Raw genomic sequence first — 15,893 nt, forward strand, 5'->3', positions numbered from 1 at the left:
GACCCCGGCGCGCTCGGCGGCCTCGGCGAGCAGGGCCGAGGCGCCGCGGTCGACGCTGTCCTTGCGCGCGGCGCCGCTGCCCGGGCCCGCGCCCGCCGCGAACACCACGGCGTGCGCGCCGGTGAGCTGGTCGACCAGGTCGCCGGGCGCCAGGGCCTCCAGGTCGGCGATCACCGGCCCGGCGCCGGTGTCGCGCACGTCCTCCACCTGCTCGGGGTTGCGGATCAGGCTGAGTACCGCGTCTCCCCGTGCGCTGAGCAGCCGGGCCAGCCGCAGGGCGATCTGGCCGTGTCCTCCCGCGATCACGATGTTCATGACGCCAGCGTACGGAGCCGCGGCCCGCGGCGTCCCACCGCGGGCCCACCTGTGGATAACCATGCCGGACGCTAGAGGGAGCGCAGGAACACGGCGGCCATCGGGGCGGCGACCTTGGGCCCCGAGTCCCCCTGCTGGACGAAGACGGAGAACGCCAGATCGCCCTTGAAGCCGATGAACCAGGCATGGGACGCGCCCGAGTCGTTGTACTCGGCGGTTCCGGTCTTGCCGGACGTCCCGGGCGGAAGCCCCGCGGACGAGGCCGTCCCGTCGGTGACGACCCGGCGCATCATCGCGCGGAGGGCGTCCGCGGACGGCACGTCGTGCGGCTCCGGCGGGCTGTCGCCGCCGGCGGGCTTCAGCATCGACGCGGGCAGCAGCCGCGGCGGACGCCAGGTCCCGTCCTCCACGGCGGCGGCGACGGACGCCATGAGCAGCGGCGTGGCCTGGACGCGTCCCTGGCCGATGGCGGACTCGGCCAGGTCGGCGCCGGGCGCGACGTCCGGGAAGTCCCTGTAGGAGCCGCCCGCGCCGGTGAGGACGGGCGCCCCGAAGCCGTAGGCGGCCGCGGTGTCGGCCAGGCCGCCCGGGGCGAGGCGGTCGACGGCGAGCTTGGCGAACGTCGTGTTGCACGACCGCGCGAAGGCGTCCGCGAGGGTGGCGCCGCCGGCCGCCGTGCCCTCGTGGTTGTGGATCGTCCGCTGCGCGGTGACGACGACGGACGGGCAGTCGGCGGCGGACGACGGCGACAGGCCGCCCTTGGCCATCAGCGCGGCCGCCGTGACGACCTTGAACGTGGAACCGGGCGGGTAGCTGGAGACGAACGCGCCGCGTCCGCCGAGCCGGTCCGCGACGGCGAGGATCTCCCCCGTGGACGGGCGGACCGCCACGATCGCGGCGGCCTTCCCCGGCGGGGCTCCGATCAGGGCCCGCTCGGCGGCCTTCTGAACCCGCAGGTCGAACGTGGTGTGGATCGTCCTCGTCGGGTGCCCGCCGAACACCTTCAGGCGTTGCGGCGGGGCGCTCCCCTGTTGCACCTCGACGGCCCAGGAGGAGGTCTCGCCGTCCGAGTCGTCGTCTCCGCTGTCTCCGTAGGTGTCGTCCAGGGCGCTCACGTAGGGGTCGAGCGAGCCGCCGGGCAGCGAGGAGCCGTCGGCCGCGACGAACGCGACGGCGGGTGCCTTGACGTTCCGGAGGGTCCAGGAGGTGCTCTCGTCCTTCAGTCCCGGGTAGAGGGTGCCGGGTGTCCATTGGACGCGCCACCGGTGTCCGTGTCTCCGCAGGAGGAGCGTCGAGCGGAACGTCCAGTCGCCGTGCCCGGCGAGGTTCCGCGTGACCGTGAAGTCGGCGCGCGCGCTGTCCGTGCCCGTCCGGACGACCGGGTCGGGTGCGAGCGCGACCGACATCACCGAGAGGCCGCTGGTCAGGTCCTTGTGCCAGGCGACGAACCCGTCGGGCGCGTGGGCGACCAGGCCGCGCATCCGCGACAGGTCTCCGTTCGACCAGGCCGCGAAGTAGGACGCCGCGGTCTTCTCGGGCCCTCCCGCGTCCCGGCGCGTCAGCGCCCACGCCTCGCACCCGCCCGCGCCGAGCACGAGCACGAGCACCCCCGCGAGACAGCCGATACCCCGTCCGCCCACCGCGCCTCCCCGCATACCGGTCCAGAACCGGATGATCGCGAGTAAAAGATCACATTTCAAGGGTCAATTCGCCCGTCAGTCCGTAGGATCGGGCGTCGTCATGGCCGCCGTCGGGTCGGCGGCCGTCCCCCGAAAGGTTCATCGCCCTTGCGACGATTCGCGCGCACGGCGGCTCTGCCCGCCGTCGCCCTAGCCCTCGGCGCGGTCCAGGCCGCGCCCGCGCGGGCGGCGGCCGGCCCGCCCCCTGCCACCTCCCCGGCGCGGACCGGGACCCCCCAGGCCGGAGACCTGAACGGCGCCGCCACGTCCCAGCCCGTCTACCTGCTGCACGGGCTCGAGCTGCGCGGCGGCACCGACTGCTCCTCGACCTGGAAGGAGGCGATCCCCCAGCTCCGCGCGGCCGGGTTCACCGGCCCGCTCATCACATGGGGCCACTACTCCCACGACACGCACTGCACCCGGCACATCGGCGGCACGGTGAACACCCCCGTCCAGGAGCTCGGCCGCCGCTTCGCCTGGGACGTCTACCAGCGCTACTCCCGGCACGGCGTCCCCGTCCGGGTCGCGGCGCACTCGATGGGCGGCCTCGTCGTCGCGACGGCGCTCGCGGGCGTGCGGTCCCAGCCGCACGGGTCCGGATCGTGGCCGCCGTACCTGCTGGTCAAGGACGTGGTGACGCTGAGCACCCCGTTCCGCGGCATCGCCGGGAAGTGCTCCACGAAGGTCCGGCAGTGCCGTGACCTGAAGCCCGGCAGCGCGCTGCTGGAGTGGCTCGCCAAGCAGTCCCTCCAGGGCCGCGGCGGGACGGACTGGACGCTCGTCTCGGCGGCCACCGACGCCCGCGTCCCGTTCCGGTCGGCGCTCGCCGCGACCGCGAAGCACAAGGTCTACTACCAGTCCGGGCAGGGCATCACGCACTACAACCTGCACCACCTGGACAGCGGTCACTCCTGGCGGATCCGCTACACCGACAACGGCGGCGCGTCCTACAAGACGACCAAGAGCGGGGTGTCCCCGCTCCGGTACACGGCCCTGGCACTGACCAGTTCCTCGCGCTGACCCGCACCCGCGCACCGAGCACCGCTCACCGCGCGCACGCGCGGCACCCGCTGACCGCACACCCTCACACAGCGGTGCCGCGAATGCTCAGGAGTGCGCGGTGAGCAGGAAGTCCAGACGGGCCGCCTGAACCTCCCAGCGCCATTCGCGCTCGACCCAGGCCCGGCCCTTGTCGCCCATCGTGCGTGCGCGCGGTAGGTCACGCAGCAGGTCCATGAGCGCCTCGGCGATCGCCCTCACGGAACGTCCCGGGACCACCGTCCCGGTCTCTCCGTCAAGGACGGCGTCGGGCGCTCCCCCTGAGTCCCCCGCCACGACGGGGAGCCCTGTGGCGGACGCCTCCAGGTACACGATCCCGAGCCCCTCGACGTCCAGGCCGCGGCGGCGCGTCCGGCAGGGCATCGCGAACACGTCACCGGCGTCGTAGTGAGCGGGCAGCTCCTCCCACGGGACACTTCCGGTGAACACCACCGAGCCCGACACGCCCAGTTCGCCGGCGAGGCGGATGAGGTCCGCCCGGTAGGGACCGCCTCCGACCAGCAGCAACGCCGCGTCCGGGACGGCCCGGAGCACGTGCGGCCACGCGTGGATCAGCGCGTCCTGGCCCTTGCGCGGCACCAGCCGCGACACGCACACCACGACCGGACGGTCCGTCAGGCCGAGCCGCGCGCGCACCTCGTCGCCGCCGCTCCCCGCGTGGAACACCGACTCGTCCACGCCCGGGGCGAGCCGGGCCATCCGCCGGACGGCCGCCGGGGACAGCGCCCGCGCCATCCGCGTCCGCGTGTACTCGCCCAGGTAGGTGAGCACGTCCACGCCGTCCCCGATGCGCCGGAGCAGGCCGCGTGTGCCCGGCAGCGACGCCCAGCCCGCCTCGTGCCCGTGCGTGATCCCCACGATCCGCCCGGCCCCCGCCCGGCGCAACGCCGGAGCGAGCAGGCCCAGCGGGGCGGACGCGCCGAACAGCACCGAATCGCAGCCCTCGGAACGCAGCAGGTCCACGGCGCGCCGCTCGACGTCCACGTCCGGCAGCATCAGCGACGTCGGATGCCGGACGACCGGGAACGGCTGCGCCGCGTCGAACTCCGCCGCGCCCCGCCACGCGGGCGCGTAGACGACGACCGAACCCGGCGGACGCCGCAGCGTCAGCCCGTGCACGAACGCCTGGATGCCGCCCGGACGGGGCGGAAAGTCATTGGTCACGACAAGGGTCCTGGACATCACCGCCAGGATTTCACGCCCTCCCCGCACACACGGATCCGCCCCGGCCAGGCCCTGAACGGCCCGGCCGGGGCGGATCCCCCGAACCCTTCCTAGGCGTCCTTCTGCGGGAAGGGCACGACCGTCACCACCATCCGGCAGCGCCAGTCACGCCCGCGCGGCGGGCAGTTCGTCCGCGGCACCGACGACACGACCCGGTTCCACAACCTCCCGGGACACCGGGCCACCACCGTGTACTCGATGATCGCCGACTGGCCGGGCCGCAGCGTGCCCGTCCAGTGCAGCACCGGACGCTCGAACCTCACGTGCCCGCGCGTCGCCCTGGGCCTCTCGACCAGCCGCGCCCGCCTCAGGACGGCCCGCAGGTCGTCCCTGAACGACGCGTCCCTCAGCGTTCCGTCGCCGGTGTTCTCCACCTTGATCCGGTAGACCACCCGCTGACCGGGCCGGACGTAGCTCCGGTTCGCCCACTTGGTGATCGTGAGGCGGCCGTGGCGCGACGGCGGCGGCGGCTTCGGAGGCTTCTTCTCCTCGACCTCGACGACCGTCCCGCACGGCGGCTCACCACCGCCGCTCTCACAGTTGCCGAGCCCCGAGACGGCGTTCCGCATGTGGCCGTCGCCGCCCTTGGCCGCCCGCACCGTGTAGGTGATCACGGCCTCCTGGTCGGGGTCGAGCGAGCCCGTCCACTCCAGGTTCGAACCGCTGAGCGTCACCGAACCGATCGTCGCGCTCGGCGTGCCGACCAGCACACCATCGTCCAGGACGCCCGCCAGATCGTCGGTCAGACGCCCGTCGACCAGCGGCCCCGCGCCCGCGTTCCGCACCCGGATCGTGAACGTGACCTCGTCACCCGGACGCACCCGCTCCTTCGAGGCCGTCTTCTCGACCACGGGGTTCGGAGGCGGCGGCGGAGGCTGCTCCTCGACGGTCACGACCGTCCCGCACGGAGGCTCCCCGCCACCGTTCAGGCAGTTGCCGAGCCCGGAGACGGCGTTCCGCATCTGACCGTCGCCGCCCTTGGCCGCCCGCACCGTGTAGGTGATCACGGCCTGCTGGCCGGGGTCGAGCGACCCCGTCCACTCCAGGTTCGACCCGCTGAGCGTCACCGATCCGATCGTCGCGCTCGGCGTGCCGACCAGCACACCGTCATCCAGGACGCCCGACAGATCGTCGGTCAGGTGGCCATTGACCAGCGGCCCTTCGCCCTCGTTCGTCACCTTGATCGTGTAGGTGACCTCGTCACCCACCTGGACGCTGTCGGCCGAGGCCGTCTTCTCGATCACCGGGTTCGGTTCGGGCGGAGGCGGTACCTCCTCGACGGTGACGTCCGTCGAGCACGGCGGCTCCCCGGCCCGGGTCAGGCAGTTGCCGAGCCCGGAGACCACGTTCCGCATCTGACCGTCGCCGCCCGCCTGGGCCTTCACCGTGTAGGTGATCACGGTCTCCTGGCCGGGATCCAGCGACCCCGTCCACTCCAGGTTCGACCCGCTGACGGAGACCGTCCCGATCGTGGCGCTCGGCGTCCCGACCAGCACACCATCGTCCAGGACGCCGGACAGATCGTCGGTGAGGTGCCCGTTGACGAGCGGCCCTTCGCCTTCGTTCCGCACCCGGATCGTGAACGTGACGTCGTGACCAGGCTGGACGGTGTTCACCGAGGCGGACTTCTCCACCACCGGGTTCGGCTCGGGCGGCGGAGGCGGCTCCTCCACCGTCACGTCCGTCCCACACGGAGGCTCTCCCCCGGACTCCAGACAGTTGCCGAGCCCCGAGACCACGTTCCGCATGTGGCCATCGCCGCCCGACTCCGCACGGACCGTGTACGTGATCACAGTCTCCTGGCCGGGGTCGAGTGAGCCCGTCCACACCAGGTTCGAACCGCTCAGCGTCACCGACCCGACCGTGGCGCTCGGCGTGCCGACCAGCACACCGTCATCCAGGACGCCGGACAGGTCATCGGTCAGCTGCCCGTTGACGAGCGGCCCTTCACCCTCGTTCCGCACCTTGACGGTGAAGGTGACCTCATTCCCCACCTGGACGGTGTTCACCGAGGCGGACTTCTCCACCACGGGGTTCGGCTCAGGCGGAGGCGGCGGCTCTTCAACGATGACGTCCGTCCCGCACGGGGGCTCCCCACCCGCGTTCAGGCAGTTGCCGAGACCGGAGACCACGTTTCGCATGTGACCGTCGCCCCCCTGCTCCGCGCGCACGGTGTAGGTGATCACGGCCTCCTGGCCGGGGTTAAGTGACCCCGTCCACACGAGATCCGAACCACTCAACGCCACCGAACCGACCGTCGCACTAGGCGTGCCGACCAGCACACCATCGTCCAGAACGGCGGACAGATCGTCCGTCAGCTGCCCGTTGACCAGCGGGCCTTCACCCTCGTTCCGCACCCGGACCGTGAACGTGACCTCATCGCCCAGCTGGACACTGTTCGCTGAGGCGGACTTCTCGATCACCGGGTTCGGCTCAGGCGGCGGAGGCGGCTCCTCGACCGTGACGTCCGTCCCGCACGGCGGCTCTCCCCCGGCGTTCAGGCAGTTACCGAGCCCCGAGACCACGTTCCGCATGTGACCGTCGCCGCCCGACTCCGCACGCACGGTGTACGTGATCACGGCCTCCTGGCCAGGATCGAGCGACCCCGTCCACACCAGATCCGAACCACTCAACGCCACCGAACCCACCGTCGCGCTCGGCGTACCGACGAGCACACCATCGTCGAGGACGGCGGATAGATCGTCCGTCAGCTGACCATCGACCAGCGGGCCCTCGCCCTCGTTCCGCACCTTGACGGTGAAGGTGACCTCATCGCCCACCTGGACGGTGTTGGCCGAGGCCGACTTCTCGATCACCGGGTTCGGAGTGAGCGGAGGTGGTTCCTCCACGGTGACGTCCGTCCCACACGGAGGTTCCCCTCCTGCGTTCAGGCAGTTCCCCAGGCCCGAGACGACGTTCCGCATGCGGCCGTCACCACCGGGCTCCGCGCGCACCGTGTAGGTGATCACGGCCTCCTGGCCAGGATCGAGCGACCCCGTCCACACCAGATCCGAACCACTCAACGCCACCGAACCCACCGTCGCACTCGGCGTACCGACCAGCACACCATCGTCCAGAACGGCGGACAGATCGTCCGTCAGCTGGCCGTTGACGAGCGGTCCTTGTCCTTCGTTCCGCACCTTGACGGTGAAGGTGACCTCGTCACCGAGCTGGACGGTGTTGGCCGAGGCGGACTTCTCGATCACCGGGTTCGGCTCGGGCGGAGGCGGCGGCTCCTCAACAGTGACGTCCGTCCCGCACGGCGGCTCTCCCCCGGCGTTCAGGCAGTTACCGAGCCCGGAGACGACGTTCCGCATGTGACCGTCGCCGCCCGACTCCGCACGCACCGTGTACGTGATCACAGCCTCCTGGCCAGGATCGAGCGACCCCGTCCAGACGAGATCCGAACCACTCAACGTCACCGAACCGACCGTCGTGCTCGGCGTACCGACCAGCACACCGTCATCCAGGACGCCGGACAGGTCATCCGTCAGCTGACCATTGACCAGCGGGCCCTCGCCCTCGTTCCGCACCCGGACCGTGAACGTGACCTCGTCCCCCACCTGGACGGTGTTGGCCGAAGCGGACTTCTCGATCACCGGGTTCGGCTCAGGCGGAGGCGGCGGCTCCTCGACGATGACGTCCGTCCCACACGGAGGCTCCCCACCCGCGTTCAGACAGTTACCGAGCCCCGAGACCACATTCCGCATGTGACCGTCGCCGCCCTGCTCCGCACGCACCGTGTACGTGATCACAGCCTCCTGGCCAGGATCGAGCGACCCCGTCCAGACGAGATCCGAACCACTCAACGCCACCGAACCCACCGTCGCACTCGGCGTACCGACCAGCACACCATCGTCCAGAACAGCGGACAGATCGTCCGTCAGCTGACCATTGACCAGCGGGCCCTCACCCTCGTTCCGCACCCGGACCGTGAACGTCACCTCATCGCCCAGCTGAACGCTGGCAGCGGAAGCGGACTTCTCGATCACAGGGTTCGGCTCAGGCGGCGGAGGCGGCTCTTCGACCGTCACGTCCGTCCCGCAGGGCGGTTCCCCACCCGCGTTCAGGCAGTTCCCCAGGCCGGAGACCACGTTCCGCATGTGGCCGTCGCCGCCCGACTCCGCGCGCACGGTGTAGGTGATCACGGTTTCCTGGCCGGGATCCAACGACCCCGTCCACACCAGATCCGAACCACTCAACGTCACCGAACCGACCGTCGCGCTGGGCGTGCCGACCAGCACACCGTCATCAAGAACAGCGGACAGATCGTCGGTCAACTGGCCATCGACCAGCGGGCCCTCACCCTCGTTCCGCACCCGGACCGTGAACGTCACCTCATCGCCCACCTGGACGCTGCTGGCTGAAGCCGACTTCTCGATCACAGGGTTCGGCTCAGGCGGCGGAGGCGGCTCCTCGACCGTGACATCCGTCCCGCACGGAGGCTCGCCGCCGCCGTTGAGGCAGTTGCCGAGCCCCGAGACCGAGTTCCGCAGGTGGCCGTTGCCACCGCGTTCCGCGCGGACCGTGTAGGTGATCACGGCCTCCTGGCCAGGATCCAGGGACCCCGTCCACTCCAGGTTCGCTCCGCTCAGCGTCACGGAACCGACCGTCGCGCTCGGCGTGCCGACCAGGACCGCGTCGTCCAGGACGTCCGTCAGGTCATCGGTGAAGTGGCCGTCGACCAGCGGGCCCTGCCCCTCGTTCGTGACCTTCACGGTGTAGGTGACCTCGTCGCCGGGGTTCACCTGGGAGACCGAGGCGGTCTTCTGGACCACAGGATTCGGAGGCGGCGGAGGCTGCTCCACGACGGTGACGTCCGTCCCGCACGGGGGCTGGCCGCCGCCGTTCAGGCAGTTGCCCAGGCCGGACACCGAGTTCCGCAGGTGACCGTCGCCGCCCGCGTGGGCCCTGACCGTGTAGGTGATCACAGCCTCCTGGCCGGGATCCAGCGATCCCGTCCACTCCAGCTTCGAACCGCTGACCGTGGCCGTTCCGATCGTGGCGTTCGGCGTGCCGACCAGGTCCGCGTCGTCCAGGACGTCGGTCAGGTCGTCGGTGAAGTGCCCGTCGACCAGCGGCCCGGCGCCCTCGTTGATCACACGCACCGTGTAGGTGACCTCGTCGCCCACATCCACCTGGGACACCGAGGCGGTCTTGGTGACCACGGGGTTCGGCGGCGGTGGCGGCTCCTCCACGATGTCGACGGTCGTCCCGCAGGGCGGCGCGCCGCCCGCGTCCATGCAGTTGCCGAGGCCCGAGACGGCGTTGACCATCGTGCGGTCGCCGCCGGTGCGGGTCCTCACCGTGTAGGTGATCACGGCGTCCTGGCCGGGGTCGAGCGACCCCGTCCATTCCAGTTGCGTGCCGTTGAGCGTCACCGTCCCGATCGTGGCGTTCGGCGTTCCGACCAGGTCCGCATCGTCCAGGACGCCGGTCAGGTCGTCGGTGAAGTGCCCGTCGACGAGGGGTCCGTTCCCCTGGTTGTGCACCCGGATCGTGTACGTGACCTCGTCACCGAGCTTCACCCGGTCGGTCGAGGCGGTCTTCTCGATCACGGGATCCGGCACGGGGGCGGGCGGTTCGGTCGGCACGGACACCTCGGACGGCTCGGACTCCACGACGGCGCCCGAGGCGTCCGTGCCGCTCGCGGTCGCCGCGTTGTCGAAGTGCCCGGCCGCGGCGTCCGCCGCCGTGATGGTGTGCGTCCCGGTACAGGTCATCGAGGCCGTCGGCTCGCCCATGGCGCCCAGCGTGGTGCGCGGGCATGTGATGCCCGAGACCTTCGGGTCGGTCACGGTCACATTGCTGAGGGGCCCGGCGCCGGTGTTGGTGACGACGAAGTGGTAGGGGACGACGTCGCCGACGTGGTACACCGGCGGCTGCGGCGTGCTCCGGTCCACCTGCTTGACGATGTTGAGCGCGCCCAGCGGCTCCGCCGACTTCACGCTGACCAGGCGGATCAGGTGGACGTCGGTGGCCGAGCCGGTGGACGCCGTGAACCCGAACTTGTACGTGCGCGGCGCGTCCTCGGGCATCTGCTTGCTCAGCACCGGGACGAACCCGTTGCCGTCGTGGAAGTCGATCTCCACCGTGACGATCGGCCGGACGGACGCCGAGACCACGACGTGGACGGTCCGCTTGGCGGCCTCGGTGTCGGTGCCGTCCTCGTGCAGCCTGCCCGGGAGGGTGCTGCCGAAGAGCTTGTTGCCGTCGGGGTCGGTGCCGATCTGCGTGGTCGTGCCCGTCCCCGCGAGGTAGCAGTAGTGGTCCAGGTCGTGGCCCGGGCCGCGCAGCGTCACGTTGTTCGGCGGACGGTCGTACACCTGGAACTCGCCGGGCGACCGCTGGTCCTCCGGGCACTCGGTGCCGCGGCCCTCGAAGTCCACGGCGTAGTTCCCGTACGTGTCGAGGCCGAGGCCGAGGTAGCCGTGGTCGACGCCGGGCGTGTCCGAGCGCTGGGCGTAGCCGAGGCTGCCGCCGAAGGCGCCGGTCTGCGTCAGCTCGCCCGCGCCGTCGGTGAGGAAGAACGCGATCCCGTCGCCGCCGCCCTCGATCCCGCCGTACTGGTACTGCTCGAAGGTGACGTCGAGACCGCCGTTGGCGGGCAGCGGGCGGTTGTAGACGACGCCGCCCGTCCGCGCCCCGCTGGCGTCGGTGAGCTGCAGGTATCCGGGGACCTGGCCGATCGGCGGCACGGGCCCGTACTGGTGCTCGGAGCACGTGCCGAGCGGGTGCGCCCCCGGCCCCGTGGTGTCGGGACCGGACGGTGCGCCGGTCAGGCAGGCGTCGTTGAGCGCCAGGAACCCGGGGTCCTGGACGGTCGCGCCCTCGAAGGTCTCGTTCAGCAGGTCCGATCCACCCGCCGCCAGCGCCCTGGCCGCGTGTGCCGCCTGGGCGGACGCGGGACCGGACGCGACGGGCGGCACGAAGAGCGAGGCCGCCACGACGAGCAACGCGGCGGACGCCGTCGTCCACGATTTCATGATCGGTTCCTGCTCGCGCGCGGGTGATCAGGATCCCGAGGGTGCGCCACGGATCGGTCAAGCGCCCGAAGACCATGGCAGACGAGTCACCCCAAGCCCGGCAAAGCACCCCGGGGTCGCGGCGAGGAGGGGCAACCTACCGGACGCGCACCGCACAACGGCGGCATGGACACGGCAAAAAGCGGCGAGGCCCGCCCCCGGAGATCCGGGGACGGGCCTCGCCCGTGGCAACCTGCTGGTGTCAGTGACCGAGCTGCTTGGGGCCCGAGCCGCTGCCGACCGCGTGGTCGTCGTCGTGCCCGTGCTCCTCGCCGTGCTCCTCGACCGGAATGTCGTCGAAGGTCATGGCGCGCTGCAGCCGCGAGCGCAGGTGGCCCATCGGGCCCTTCTGGCTCGGGGCCGGGATGCCGTTCGCGTCGGTGGCCGGAGCCTCCGGACGGGCGTTCTCCTTGGAGAGGATCTTGATGAGCTCCTCTTCACGGGCCGGCTCGTGCTTCTCGCTGAAGCCGCCGTCCGGGGCCATCACGATGATGCCCGCCTCGACGCCGTGTCCCGCGATCGCCGCGTCCTTGCGCTGGAGACCCAGGCAGATCCGCTTGGTGATGATGTAGGCGATGACCGGGCCGATGAAGATCGCGAACCGGAAGAACCAGGTCGTCCCGAACAGGGAGACGTGGAACTTGTCGGCCAGCACGTCGTTCGCGCCCGCCAGCCACAGCAGACCGTAGAAGGTCACGGCCGCGATGCCGATCGAGGTGCGGACCGGGGCGTTGCGCGGCCGGTCGTTGATGTCGTGCCGGCGCTTGTCACCGGTGATCCACTGCTCGATGAACGGCCAGGCCATCGCCCCGCCGAACACGATGCCGAGCGGCACCAGCGCCGGGATCAGCACGTTCATGCTGATCGTGTGACCCGCGATCACCCACTCGGTGCCCTGGCCGGGCATCAGGCGCAGCGCGCCCTCGAGGACGCCCATGTACCAGTCGGGCTGGGAGCCCGACGAGATCGCGCCCGGGTCGTACGGCCCGAACAGCCAGATCGGGTTGATCTGGGCGAACGCGCCGAGCAGCGCCACCACACCGAACGTGAACAGGAAGTAGGCGCCCGTCTTGGCCATGAAGACCGGGTAGAACGGGTAGCCGTAGACCTGCTCGTTGCTCTGGTTCTTGGACGGCATCGCGGTGTGCTTCTGGTGCCACATGATCATCATGTGCGCGGTCACCAGACCCAGGATCACGCCCGGGATCAGCAGGATGTGCAGGCTGTACAGGCGCGGGATGAGGTCACCGTTGTCGCCCGTCGGGAACTCACCGCCGAACAGGAACATGTAGATGTACGTGCCGACCAGCGGGATCGACTCCGTCACACCCTGGGTGATGCGCAGGCCCGTGCCGGAGAGCAGGTCGTCCGGCAGCGAGTAGCCGAACAGGCCCTCGAGCATGCCCAGGATGAACATGTTGATGCCGATGAGCCAGTTCAGCTCGCGCGGCTTGCGGTACGCGCCGGTGAAGAACACCCGCAGCATGTGCGCCAGGATCGACGCCATGAACAGCACCGCGGCCCAGTGGTGGATCTGCCGCATGAGCAGACCGCCGCGCACGTCGAAGCTGATGTGCAGGGCCGAGCTGTACGCGTCCGACATCTGTACACCCTTGAGCTTGGTGTACGAGCCGTTGTAGACGACCTCCTCCATGCTCGGGTGGAACCAGAGCGTGAGGAAGGTGCCGGTCAGCAGCAGGATGATGAACGAGTACAGGGCGATCTCGCCCAGCATGAACGACCAGTGGTCCGGAAAGACCTTCTTCACGTTCCGCTGGAAGAAGTTGGTCGAACCGAGCCGCTCGTCGAGGAAGTTCAGCGGTCCGGAGACCGCCTTCGGGGCACTTGCGTCGCTCATCCGCGCTCCCAGAAGCTCGGACCGATCGGCTCGGGGAAGTCGTCGGTGGCGATGAGGTAACCGTCCTCCACGCCCAGCGGAAGCTGCGGCAGCGGACGGTGGGCCGGGCCGAAGACGACCTTCGCGCCGTCGGTGGCGTCGAACGTCGACTGGTGGCACGGGCACAGGATGTGGTGCGTGGTCTGCTCGTACAGCGCCGCCGGGCAGCCCACATGCGTGCAGATCTTGGAGTACGCCACGACCCCGTTGACGTGCCAGTTCTCACGGCCCTTGACCGGCTTGAACTGCTCGGCCGGGACGTTGATCAGGATGGTGACGGCCTTGGCGATCTCGTTGGCCGCCTCGGGCGCCTCCTCGATCCCCTCGGGCAGCACGGTGATCATGCCGCCGGGCGAGTTGAAGTCGGAGACCTTCAGCGGCGCGTTGGTGCCGTCCACCACCAGGCGGACGCCCTGCTTGCCCTCGGCCTTGGCCTTCTTCACGGCCTCGCCCCAGAAGGTGGAGCGGAGGCGCTTCTCCGGCAGCGGGCCCAGGTCGCGCAGCAGCACCAGCGGCGCGAGGCCGAGGGGCGCCGCGGCGAGCAGCAGCGTGCGGCGCAGCAGCGGCCGCTTGGTGATGCCGCTGTCCTCGGCACCTTCCAGGAAGTCGGCCTCGAACGCCGCGCGCGTGTCCGCGGGCGACGCCATCTCGTGGCGCTCCTGGATGATCGGCTTGCTGGTCATCAGGCGGCGCACCCAGATGGTGACGCCGAACGCCATGGCCAGCATGGCGAGCGCCAGCGTTCCGCCGAGCCACAGGTTGGACTCGCGGGCGCGGACGACGCCGTGCATGCCGCCGTTACGGCCGCTCCAGCCGATGTAGTAGGCGATGAAGCCCACGCTGGCGGCGAACGCCAGCACGAAGAAGGCCGCGACGACGCGCTCGGCGTTCTTCGCGGACTTCTCGTCCAGCTCGGTGGCCGGGCCCGCCGGGGGCTTGGCGCCCTCGCCGTCCTTGGCCAGCAGGGACTCGCCCTTCGCCGGCGACGGCGTGCCCACCACCCGGCCGGTCCCGCCGTCCTCGCGCGGCTCCGGAGAGCCCGCGGTGTGCTTGTTGTCGCTCATGACTTCTTCAGCTTCTTCGGCTTCTTCGCGGTGATCCACATGGCCGCCAGCACCATCAGGCCGACGCCGATCAGCCAGCCGGCCAGGCCCTCGGACACCGGTCCGATGCGGCCGAGGCCGTTGCCGCCCGGGTTGGGCTCGTCACGGCTCTGCACCAGGTAGGCGATGATCGCCTGCTTGTCCTGCGGGGTCAGCGTGGTGTCGTTGAACACCGGCATCGCCTGCGGACCGGTCAGCATCGCCTCGTACATCTGGGTCGGCGTGACGTCCTTCGGAGCCAGCGGCGGGGCGTACTTGCCGCCGGTCAGCGCGCCGCCCTGCCCGGTGAAGTTGTGGCACTGGGCGCAGTTGGTGCGGAAGAGCTTGCCGCCGAGCGCGACGTCGCCCTTGGTCGGGTCGACCTGGTCGGACGTCGGGATGGACGGTCCGCCGCCCAGCTGGGCGATGTACCCGCTCAGGTCGCGGATGTTCTTCTCGGCCGCGGCCTTCTGCTTCTCGGCGGCCTCACGCTTCTCCGGCTCCTTGTAGTCCGTCTTGAGCTCGGTGTCGAAGAGCGGGATCGGCTTCTTGCGCGGCATCTGCGCGCCAGGGTTCATCGCGGGCATGCGGCCCGTGCTGACCTGGAAGTCGACGGATGCGGCGCCCACGCCCAGCAGGCTCGGCGCGATCGGCTTGCCCTTGGCGTCCTTGGTGCCCTCGGCGTTGAGGCCGTGGCAGCTGGCGCAGTTCTGGTTGAAGAGCTGCCTGCCGTTGGCGAGGTCGGCCTGGGCGTCGGCGGTTCCCGCCGCCTCGGCGCGGTCGGTCTTCGGCGAGAAGCCGGCGTAGAGGCCGGCGATCGCCGCGAGGGCCGCCAGCACGACGGCGTAGCCCGCCCACGGGCGCCGTCGCCATGCGGTGATCCTTTTCACGGAAATCCCCGTTCGGGTCTTGTCGTCGTTGGAGGTCGGACGGATCACTTCAGGTCGAGCAGGTAGATCGTCGCGAACAGGCCGATCCAGACCACGTCCACAAAGTGCCAGTAGTAGGACACGACGATCGCGCTCGTCGCCTGCTCATGGGTCCAGCGCTTGGCGGCGTAGGTGCGTCCCAGTACGAAGAGGAACGCGATGAGGCCGCCGGTCACGTGCAGACCGTGGAACCCGGTGGTCAGGTAGAAGACCGATCCGTAGGCCGAGGACGACAGCGTCAGGCCGTCCTTGGTGACCAGGTTCGTGTACTCGAAGAGCTGACCCGCCACGAAGTAGGCGCCCATGAGGAGCGAGAGGACGTACCACTCGCGCAGGCCCCACTGGCGGAAGTTGAGCAGGCCGCCGGTGCGTCCGACCTTGCCGGCCTCGGCCTTGAACACGCCCATCTGGCATGTCACCGAGGACAGCACCAGGACGGTCGTGTTGAACGCCGACAGCGGCAGGTCCAGCTGAGCGCCGGGCCAGGAGTCGTGACCGTGCTGGCCGATCGTCACGGAGCGGATCGTGAAGTACATCGCGAACAGGGCCGCGAAGAACATCAGCTCGGACGACAGCCAAACGATCGTCCCCACGCTGACCAAGTTGGGACGGTTCGCCCGAGCGTGAGGTGTTGTCTCTATCGCGGATGCTGTTGCCACGGGCAGCATTATTACGTCACCCGT

General features: G+C 70.4%; 9 protein-coding genes. 1 reads left to right on the forward strand and 8 read right to left on the reverse strand.

The annotated features are described in order from the left end of the window. Both EBO15_RS35860 and EBO15_RS35865 read right to left on the reverse strand, forming a co-directional pair. Window positions 1-315, reverse strand: a 315-nt coding sequence (locus tag EBO15_RS35860) for an NAD(P)H-binding protein (protein WP_158628455.1), incomplete at its 3' end; no start/stop codon positions are given. Window positions 316-386: 71 nt separating this feature from the next. Further along, window positions 387-1,955 (reverse strand): penicillin-binding transpeptidase domain-containing protein, encoded by a 1,569-nt coding sequence (locus EBO15_RS35865; RefSeq protein WP_158628456.1) that lies wholly within the window; start codon window positions 1,953-1,955, stop codon window positions 387-389. Window positions 1,956-2,102: 147 nt separating this feature from the next. Between EBO15_RS35865 and EBO15_RS35870 the strand changes: the two genes are divergently transcribed. Next, a complete protein-coding gene (locus EBO15_RS35870) occupies window positions 2,103-3,014 on the forward strand; it encodes an alpha/beta hydrolase (protein WP_158628457.1) in 912 nt (303 codons plus the stop codon). 87 nt (window positions 3,015-3,101) lie between these two features. Here EBO15_RS35870 and EBO15_RS35875 read toward each other — a convergent pair whose 3' ends face one another. The 6 genes from EBO15_RS35875 to ctaE all read right to left on the reverse strand — a co-directional run bounded on the left by EBO15_RS35875 (window position 3,102) and on the right by ctaE (window position 15,878). Then, window positions 3,102-4,235, reverse strand: a complete 1,134-nt coding sequence (locus tag EBO15_RS35875; protein WP_122198926.1) for a glycosyltransferase family 4 protein — start codon at window positions 4,233-4,235, stop codon at window positions 3,102-3,104. A 92-nt stretch (window positions 4,236-4,327) separates the two neighbouring features. Then, on the reverse strand, window positions 4,328-11,263 hold the full coding sequence (locus tag EBO15_RS35880; protein ID WP_147481810.1) for a DUF7927 domain-containing protein: 6,936 nt from the start codon (window positions 11,261-11,263) through the stop codon (window positions 4,328-4,330). Window positions 11,264-11,504: 241 nt separating this feature from the next. Then, window positions 11,505-13,160: a cytochrome bc1 complex cytochrome b subunit gene (qcrB, locus tag EBO15_RS35885; RefSeq protein WP_122198928.1), complete on the reverse strand. Its 1,656-nt coding sequence runs from the start codon at window positions 13,158-13,160 to the stop codon at window positions 11,505-11,507. Continuing rightward, window positions 13,157-14,263, reverse strand: a complete 1,107-nt coding sequence (gene qcrA, locus EBO15_RS35890) for a cytochrome bc1 complex Rieske iron-sulfur subunit (RefSeq protein ID WP_122198929.1) — start codon at window positions 14,261-14,263, stop codon at window positions 13,157-13,159. The genes qcrB and qcrA overlap by 4 nt, the downstream gene beginning before the upstream one ends. Next, window positions 14,260-15,171, reverse strand: a complete 912-nt coding sequence (gene qcrC / locus EBO15_RS35895; RefSeq protein ID WP_122198937.1) for a cytochrome bc1 complex diheme cytochrome c subunit — start codon at window positions 15,169-15,171, stop codon at window positions 14,260-14,262. Before qcrC ends, qcrA begins: the two co-directional genes overlap by 4 nt. 44 nt (window positions 15,172-15,215) lie before the next feature. Then, complete coding sequence (gene ctaE, locus EBO15_RS35900) at window positions 15,216-15,878, reverse strand: aa3-type cytochrome oxidase subunit III (RefSeq protein WP_122198930.1); 663 nt, start codon at window positions 15,876-15,878, stop codon at window positions 15,216-15,218. Between the last annotated feature and the right edge of the window lie 15 nt (window positions 15,879-15,893).

It is taken from the genome of Actinomadura harenae, from assembly GCF_003696215.1.
GTDB lineage: Bacteria > Actinomycetota > Actinomycetes > Streptosporangiales > Streptosporangiaceae > Spirillospora > Spirillospora harenae.

Coding starts and splice junctions, on each gene's coding strand:
- EBO15_RS35880 (WP_147481810.1), bottom strand. CDS start 11,263: ATGAAATCGTGGACGACGGCGTCCGCCGCGTTGCTCGTCGTGGCGGCC.
- qcrB (WP_122198928.1), bottom strand. CDS start 13,160: ATGAGCGACGCAAGTGCCCCGAAGGCGGTCTCCGGACCGCTGAACTTC.
- ctaE (WP_122198930.1), bottom strand. CDS start 15,878: ATGCTGCCCGTGGCAACAGCATCCGCGATAGAGACAACACCTCACGCT.
- EBO15_RS35875 (WP_122198926.1), bottom strand. CDS start 4,235: ATGTCCAGGACCCTTGTCGTGACCAATGACTTTCCGCCCCGTCCGGGC.
- qcrA (WP_122198929.1), bottom strand. CDS start 14,263: ATGAGCGACAACAAGCACACCGCGGGCTCTCCGGAGCCGCGCGAGGAC.